This window comes from Paenibacillus sp. J31P190 (assembly GCF_059692075.1).
Map to the genome: position 1 here is coordinate 179,122 of NZ_JCAUAS010000015.1, position 8,090 is coordinate 187,211.

Sequence of the window (8,090 nt, forward strand, 5' to 3'; positions counted from 1 at the left end):
GCACCTCCCTTCCTCAATCAGCAAGAAGGCTTCGAGAAATGACCACTCGCTGGATTTCATTCGTCCCTCCATAGATTTGTGTGATCTTGGCATCGCGCATATAACGTTCAACGGGGAATTCTTTTGTATAGCCATATCCTCCGAAGATTTGAACAGCTTCCACCGTCACCTCCATGGCCGTGTCTCCAGCAAAAAGCTTGGCATAAGCAGACTCCTTGCCATAAGATAACCCCTGACTTTCTCGCCAAGCTGCTTGATACGTCAGCAGCCTTGCCGCTTCGATTTTTGTTGCCATATTCGCCAGCTTAAAACCAATCGCTTGCTGCTGTGCAATCGGCTTTCCAAACTGTTTACGTTCTTTGGCATAGGCCAACGAGACATCCAGTGCTCCTTGCGCGATCCCTACCGCCTGAGCCGCGATTCCGATTCTAGCGCCATCAAGCGTGCGCATGGCAATTTTAAACCCTTCACCTTCATTTCCGAGTAGGTTTTCCTTGGGAATGCGGCAGTTATCAAAACGGATCTCTGTCGTCGGTGATGAGCGAATGCCCAATTTTCTTTCCTTTTTGCCAAACGTAAATCCGGGTGTGTCTTTCTCTACGATAAATGCGCTGCAGCCTTTGTGCTTTTGCGAAGGGTCCGTCAAAGCGATAACGATATAAATGTCCGCAGCACCTGCATTGGTAATGAATTTTATGAAGCCGTTTAATACATAGTGATCCCCATCTCGAATGGCTGTTGTTCCCATTGATCCGACATCGGAGCCTGAGCCGATCTCTGTCAGACCATATGCCCCAAGCTTCTTCCCTTCTGCCATCGGGCGTAAAAACCTTATCCTCTGCTCCTCCGTCCCAAAGGTATGGATAGGCCAGCCCGCAAGCGAAATATGTGCAGTCAGAGTAATACCTGTAGAAGAGCACACACGTGATAGTTCTTCTACAACAAGGCAATAGGTCAGATAATCGGAGCCAAGCCCACCATAATCTTCAGCCCAAGGAATCCCCGTCAGACCAAGCTCTCCCATTTTGTCAAATAAGGTCCGATCAAACCGTTCATCTTCATCTCGAAGGGCGGCACTCGGTTCTACCTCGTTCTCAGCGAAATCACGGACCATACTGCGAACCATTTCCAGTTCCTCCGACAAGCTAAAGTCCATGCCTGCACGACCTCCTCTAGATGACTTATGTGTACGCAAAGACCCCACCGATATCAGAAGCTCAGTGAGGATGGTTCATAGGCCGCTACTCATTTTCATTCAAAATCGTTTTGGCAATTTTTTCATCTAATGCTTCATACTCGTAATATCGAATCGTATCATACAGCTCACTCCGGGTTTGCATACGATTGAGAGAGTGCTTTTGAGTTCCTGTTTGACTGATTTCCTCAAAAATTCTTTCATAGGCCTTGGCAGCTACACGAAGAGATGTGACCGGATAAATGACCATATGAAATCCCCAGCTTTCAAATTGCTCCGCCGTATAATAAGGAGTTCGCCCGAATTCCGTCATATTGGCTAAAAGTGGACCCTCCACTTCTTTACTAAAGTGTTGAAAGTCCTCCTGACTCTCCAGCGCTTCTGGAAAAATCGCATCCGCTCCGGCTGCAAGATATTGCTGTGCTCTATGAATCGCTTCATCCATTCCCTCAACGCTCTTGGCGTCCGTACGCGCAACGATAAATAACGTCGGACTCACGGCTTTGATCGTTCGAATTTTCTGAATCATCTCCTCAGCCGGTATGAGCTTTTTTCCATTCAAATGTCCGCACTTTTTCGGCATTTCCTGATCCTCGATCTGAACGGCTGCGACTTTCGCCTCCACCATTTCCTTGGCCGTTCTTGCTACGTTTAAAATACCGCCGAATCCGGTGTCTATATCGACAAGTAGAGGAAGACCGGATGCCCGAACCAGCTCTCGGGCACGTTCAGCCACCTCATTAGAGTATATGAGGCCTAAATCAGGCAATCCCCTGCTAGCTGTATAAGCAGCTCCAGATAAATAAATGGCCTTGAAATGAGCCTGCTTAGCTATTCTTGCAGCCATTCCGTCGTGGGTACCTGGAATTTTGACAATTGAGCCTGAATTGACAAGCTGACGAAATTCAGCGGCCAATCGTTGTTGATCCGGTTCTTCTTCAATCAGCCATGACATAAAGACCTCCTGCATCTCGTCGACTTTATTAACCGATGGTCATATAATAAAATGCGCCATAAACTCATGAACAGGCGTTTGAATCAACCGCTCATAATCAAGAGAAAGCTTCCGTATATCTGCCGTCTTCTGACGAGGAAACCGAGTTAGTAAATTTGCTTCATATTTCTCAATAACCTTAGGTAAACCTTCCTCACGACGCCTTCGATGCCCGATCGGATACTCGCAAACCACTTTCTCCGTTTTCGTGCCGTCTTTGAAATGAACTTGGACCGCGTTGGCGATCGAACGTTTGTCAGGATCCAAGTAATCTTTGCTGTACTGCTCATCCTCGACAACGACCATTTTCTCCCTAAGCGCATCAATTCGAGGATCCTTAGCGACCACTTCTTCGTAATGCTCAGCGGTCAATGTACCAAACAGCAGCCCAATTGCTACCATGTACTGCAGACAATGATCTCGATCAGCAGGATTGTGCAAAGGTCCCTTCTTATCAATAATCCGAATCGCAGATTGATGGGTAGTCAATGTGATGTGATCAATCTCATCCAGTCGCTTGTGTACTTTTGGGTACAGCTCTAGTGCGCACTCGACGGCTGTTTGAGCATGAAATTCAGCAGGAAATGATATTTTAAATAAAATATTTTCCATCACATAGGAACCTAGTGAACGACCTAATGTGAGTTCTTTTCCTTGAAATAAAACATCTTGGAAGCCCCAGTTTTTCGCGGTAAGCGCCGACGAATAGCCCATTTCGCCACCAATAGCCATCAAAGCTAACCGTACCCCACGACTTGTGGCATCACCGGCAGCCCATGATTTACGTGAACCAGTATTCGGAGCATGCCGATACGTTCTTAAGCTCGCCCCGTCAATCCATGCGTTGGAAAGTGCGCTGCACAGCTCTTCTCTATTCGCCCCCAACATTGCCGCAGCAACGGCTGTCGATGCTATTTTCACAAAATGAACATGATCCAGCCCTACACGATTTAAGCTGTTCTCAAGAGCAAGCACTCCTTGAATCTCATGCGCTTTAATCGTCATGGTGAGGACATCTTTCATCATGAGCGGCATTTTCCCCTCAGCAACTCGATTGCGGCTAAGATAATCGGCGACGGCAAGAATACTGCCAAGATTATCCGAAGGATGCCCCCATTCAGCAGCCAGCCATGTATCGTTATAATCCAGCCAACGAATCATACAGCCGATATTAAAAGCCGCATGAACAGGGTCTAGCTCGTATCTCGTCCCCGGCACGCGGGCACCACCCGGTAAGCTCGCACCTGGTACAATCGGACCCAAATGCTTCGTACAATCCGGAAATCGCAAGGCGAGTAATCCGGTACCAAGTGAATCCAATAAGACATGCTGTGCGATGCGATACGCTTCCTCACTTTCAATCTCTTTTGCCATTATATAATCGGCAATTTCCTCGATTAAGGGGTCAAAGGTCATCTCCTTATTTTCCAGATATCCGGAACTGCTCATTCGTATTCGTCCTCTCTGCTTAAGTGACTCGACTGCTGAGGAGGGTGTAGATCTCGAGGTCCCTTATAATGAACTCGTGGTCGAAAGAGTCGATTATTATCATGTTGTTCGACCACATGCGCGCTAATGCCGATCGTACGGGCGGCAAGAAATACTGGTGTAAACAAATCAATGGGAATCCCAAGCAAATAGTAAACAGGAGCTGCGTAATAATCCAAATTCGGATGCAAATTCTTTTCTCGCTTCATGACTTCTTCCCCAAGGACACACATGTTGTAGAGCTCTGGTTGATTTTTGTCTATGGCGAGCTCAGCTAGTGCCTCTTTCATAAGCAGTGCACGTGGATCCGCCTTTTTCATATAAACCCGATGTCCAAAGCCCATAATTCGCTCTTTCTTTGCTAACTTATTTAGCATGAGCGCTTCAAGATTTGCTTCCGATCCCGCCTCCAAAAGCATCGCCATGACCGCTTCATTCGCACCGCCGTGCAGAGTCCCTTTGAGTGAAGCAACCGCGCCAGTTAAGGCACCGTAAAGATCGGATTGTGTGGATGCAATTACACGCGCAGCAAATGTTGAATTCGGCATTTCATGCTCACTATATACGATCAATGACTGATCAAAGATAGCTTCTTCCATCTTGGTTGGAACGCGTCCTGTGATCATATATAAGAAATTAGCTGTATAAGATAACTCTTTCCGCGGGTCTATGAATGATTGCTTCGTTTGTGCGCGATATCCGTTGGCTACAATTTCTGGCACTTTCGCGAGCAGTCGAATGGCTTTACGGGTATTGGCTTCTCTGGAACGATCCTCAAGATCGACGTCGTAACTTGCTATAGCTGAGATACCTGTTCGCAGAACATCCATGAAGTCAGCATGCTCGGGGAGTAGTTGTAGAATCGCCTTCACATTTGGAGGTAATCCATATTCCGATCTCAACTTCTCTTCGATCGAATACCGTTCATGTGGATTAGGCAGTGCTCCGTCTAGGAGCAGCCCAACAATGTCCACATAGGTTACATGTTGGGCAAGCTCAATAAGGTCATACCCGCGAACAACAATTTCCTCCTTCTCCACATCCAGATACGAGATGTTCGTCTCGCTAGCAATGACATTTTCAAGTCCAGGCAAATAGTCGTCACTCATCTCATCGCTCTCCCTTCCTCCGTTCGTTCCACTTCCTTCAGTCGGCAAGCAGCATTCGGGATATCACAATACGCTGAATCTCATTCGTCCCTTCGTATATCTGGGTCACCTTCGCATCGCGCAAAAACCGCTCTACAGGGAAATCCTTGGTATAGCCGTCGTCTCCAAAAATTTGCACAGCCTCAATACAGACCTGAACTGCGGTATCACTGGCGAAAAGCTTGGCAATAGCAGCTTGCTTTCCATATGTTAAGCCCTTGCTTTCCCGCCAGGCGGCCTGATAGGTAAGCAGTCTAGCTGCTTCAATGTGAGTTGCCATATCAGCGATTTTAAAAGCAGTCGTTTGCTGCCCACCTATCGGCTTTCCCACTTGATTCCGCTCTTTTGCATAAGCAATTGAAGCATCTAGAGCGCCTTGCGCAATTCCAAGTGCTTGAGCAGCAATTCCGATACGTCCGCCATCCAGACTTTTCATGGCAATTCGGAAGCCTTCCCCTTCCGGCCCTAACAAATTCTCCACAGGAACACGGCAATTCTCAAACCTCAGTTCCATTGTCGGTGATGATCGAATGCCTAGCTTCTTTTCTTTACTGCCAAAAATGAATCCAGCAGCTCCCTTTTCTACGATAAAGGCGCTGCACCCTTTTTGCCTTTGCTGCAAGTCCGTCATCGCAAAAACAATGTAAACCTCCGCCTCCCCTCCATTTGTAACAAATAGTTTGGATCCGTTAAGGACATAACTGTCCCCGTCCTTAGTCGCTGTTGTCCTCATCGCCCCAGCATCGGAGCCGGAACCACTTTCCGTTAAGCTATAAGCTCCTAGCTTCTTGCCTTCTGCTAAAGGCCGCAAAAACTTTTGTTTCTGTTCTTCTGTGCCATACTTGTAAATCGCCCAACTGACTAGAGAGGTATGAACGGAAAGCATAACTCCTGTGGAACCACATACCCTAGAAAGCTCTTCAATGACCATGGCATAGGTCAGAAAATCGGACGCATGCCCACCATACGCTGCAGGCCACGGAATGCCCGTCAGACCAAGCTTTCCCATCTTATCGAACAAATTTCGATCAAATCTCTCTTCTTCATCCCGCAGTGCAGCCGTCGGCTCTACCTCATTAATCGCAAAATCACGAACCATGGAACGAATCATGTTCTGTTCATCCGTATAGGACACATGCATTCGACTGCCTCCTTCGACATGATGGACATTCCTTCATGTTTCTGCCGAGGATATATTCGGTCGATGGGTTGAAAATGGGACAAGCTGTAAACGCTTTCAGTTCTATGCTTTATATATACACCCTTTTACAAATGCTTATACCTTCGGGGCTGCATGATTTTAATGGACTCTTCGCCATGATAATAATAGAGAGCTTCCCAACTACAAAATATTGCTATCCGCTACTCCACTGAAAAATTAAAAGAGCCAGACCTTTGTATAGGTTGGCTCTTCCAAGTTCATAGTTATTCCAATATTTATACCGGTTCATTGACCAGCTGTTGATTTTTCTTTCCAAAAGATACGAAATAAAGAACTGCGCTTGCGATAACAACTAAGCATAAGATCAGAATGAGATTGCCGTACAAGTAGGCGTGCGAGTCTGAAAGTAGAGGATGAAGCGGAAAAGCAAGCAGTTCTTTCTCCATCACTTTGGCAACGAGTGCCGTCACGACTGCTCCGGAAATCGTTGATGTCATATTAAAAAAGCCCATTCCGACGCCAATTTGTTGAACCGGCAAAATTTGCGTAATCGTTTCCGTTAATGCCGTCTGCATGAAAGAAAATCCGATGTACATCATGATGAGGGCTGCTCCAATGTACCAAACCCAAAGTCCGATCGATGAAGATTGCAGTAAAAGACTAGCTGCGATTAATATCAATCCTAGATAAACAACATAATGGCTTCCTCGCTTGACCGTCATATTGCCGGCTACTTTCCCAAATACGACCGCGCTAAAGGCCCCAGGAAACATAATAAGTCCAATATGCTCTGTGTCTAGCCCGTATATGTTACTTAGCATCAACGGTATAACGAACATGACCGACATCACAGTGCCAAAAATGAGAAAGCCGATGATGAGACCATTTCGGTAAAGAGAATTTGTGAAAAGTGCAGGTTCGACGAACGGCTCCTTCGCCCTGCGAATATGAACGATAAATAGCACTAGAGCTATCATTACAATTCCCAAGTAGATCCAATTTCCTTCAGTCGTAAACAAAATAAGCGTTGATATGATCACACCCAATAGTACCGCTCCTACAACATCCAATTTACCTTCTTTGCGCGGTTCTACTGGCAGAAACTTTTGGAAAAAAGGAATAGCAATGACGACTGGTACCGCAACAAGAAACAAAAAGGCCCAGTGAAACGATCCTGCAATATAACCGCCAAGCACAGGACCGATCCCAATCGCGAATGAAACGGTCGATGTAATGATACCAAACATTCGCCCGCGTTCTTTCACGGTGAAAAACCGGGCTACCATGACGAAAATCAAGGCTGGGATAGCTGACCCACCTGCCCCTTGTATAGCCCGAGATAAAATGACAGCGGGATACCACGATTGGCATACAAAACCCAATATGGACCCAAAAGCGTAAAGGGAAATCCCTATTGTAATCAACTTTTTGATGCTGTACATATCGGAAAGCTTCCCAAAAATAACCATACCCATACCGAAGACGATAAAAAAGATCGTGACCACCCAACTTACACCGGAAGCATCCAGACCGAACTGCTTGGCGATACTTGGGGTGGATACATTGAACACGGATTCATTCAAAACGGCAAAAAAGATCACATAATAAATCCACGGGACACTTTTCTTTATTTCTGAATTATCCTCCTCAGATTGGGTTTGACTCTCTACAATATTCATTTTGATTGACTTCCTTCCTCTTTACGAATTTCAATTTCATTTTAACGATCTTATTATCCCATTTACTCTTCGATCCCACCAATTCTTACCAAATTTGCTTTATCTCCAGTATACCAAACGCACGTTCTCATGTATAGTAGTTTACACAACAAAAATATTTGGCTTATAGGGTCCTTTGGTGAGAGCTTTGTACTGGTTTATGCAAAGCAAGGGCTCAACACGTTTATGTAAAACTATTGCTTGTCAGGGAATTGTTGTACGTTGGAGTCAATTTCATAATGCAATTTGCCCCAGGTAATACTCGCCGAAAATACGGTATTATTTTTTAAAATTAGCTCGCTTGCTTAACAATCCCAATTTGTTGGTTCATCCGATCAAGTGCATACTTGCACAAATTGTAGGTTAGACAGCTTAAATCGAAATC

At 45.8% G+C, this 8,090-nt stretch carries 6 protein-coding genes; all 6 read right to left on the reverse strand.

The genetic code is table 11. The features are described 5' to 3' along the window. Positions 1–13 precede the first annotated feature (13 nt). The 6 genes from AC58U0_RS24215 to AC58U0_RS24240 all read right to left on the reverse strand — a co-directional run bounded on the left by AC58U0_RS24215 (position 14) and on the right by AC58U0_RS24240 (position 7,666). Positions 14–1,156, reverse strand: coding sequence for an acyl-CoA dehydrogenase (locus tag AC58U0_RS24215; RefSeq protein WP_497381498.1), 1,143 nt, complete (start codon positions 1,154–1,156; stop codon positions 14–16). Positions 1,157–1,241: 85 nt separating this feature from the next. Next, positions 1,242–2,150 (reverse strand): methylisocitrate lyase, encoded by a 909-nt coding sequence (gene prpB / locus AC58U0_RS24220; RefSeq protein WP_497381499.1) that lies wholly within the window; start codon positions 2,148–2,150, stop codon positions 1,242–1,244. A 39-nt stretch (positions 2,151–2,189) separates the two neighbouring features. Continuing rightward, complete coding sequence (locus tag AC58U0_RS24225; RefSeq protein ID WP_497381500.1) at positions 2,190–3,638, reverse strand: bifunctional 2-methylcitrate dehydratase/aconitate hydratase; 1,449 nt, start codon at positions 3,636–3,638, stop codon at positions 2,190–2,192. Beyond that, positions 3,635–4,786 (reverse strand): citrate synthase, encoded by a 1,152-nt coding sequence (mmgD, locus tag AC58U0_RS24230; RefSeq protein ID WP_497381501.1) that lies wholly within the window; start codon positions 4,784–4,786, stop codon positions 3,635–3,637. Before mmgD ends, AC58U0_RS24225 begins: the two co-directional genes overlap by 4 nt. A gap of 37 nt (positions 4,787–4,823) precedes the next feature. After that, positions 4,824–5,966: an acyl-CoA dehydrogenase gene (locus AC58U0_RS24235; RefSeq protein ID WP_497381502.1), complete on the reverse strand. Its 1,143-nt coding sequence runs from the start codon at positions 5,964–5,966 to the stop codon at positions 4,824–4,826. 296 nt (positions 5,967–6,262) lie between these two features. Continuing rightward, the gene (locus tag AC58U0_RS24240) at positions 6,263–7,666 is read right to left on the reverse strand and encodes an MFS transporter (RefSeq protein WP_497381503.1); all 1,404 of its coding nucleotides are present in this window, start codon (positions 7,664–7,666) and stop codon (positions 6,263–6,265) included. Positions 7,667–8,090: the final 424 nt, after the last annotated feature.

Bases quoted from the DNA above. Each gene is read 5' to 3' on its own strand.
- AC58U0_RS24215 (WP_497381498.1), bottom strand. From the start codon at position 1,156: ATGGACTTTAGCTTGTCGGAGGAACTGGAAATGGTTCGCAGTATGGTC.
- prpB (WP_497381499.1), bottom strand. From the start codon at position 2,150: ATGTCATGGCTGATTGAAGAAGAACCGGATCAACAACGATTGGCCGCT.
- AC58U0_RS24225 (WP_497381500.1), bottom strand. From the start codon at position 3,638: ATGAGCAGTTCCGGATATCTGGAAAATAAGGAGATGACCTTTGACCCC.
- mmgD (WP_497381501.1), bottom strand. From the start codon at position 4,786: ATGAGTGACGACTATTTGCCTGGACTTGAAAATGTCATTGCTAGCGAG.
- AC58U0_RS24235 (WP_497381502.1), bottom strand. From the start codon at position 5,966: ATGCATGTGTCCTATACGGATGAACAGAACATGATTCGTTCCATGGTT.
- AC58U0_RS24240 (WP_497381503.1), bottom strand. From the start codon at position 7,666: ATGAATATTGTAGAGAGTCAAACCCAATCTGAGGAGGATAATTCAGAA.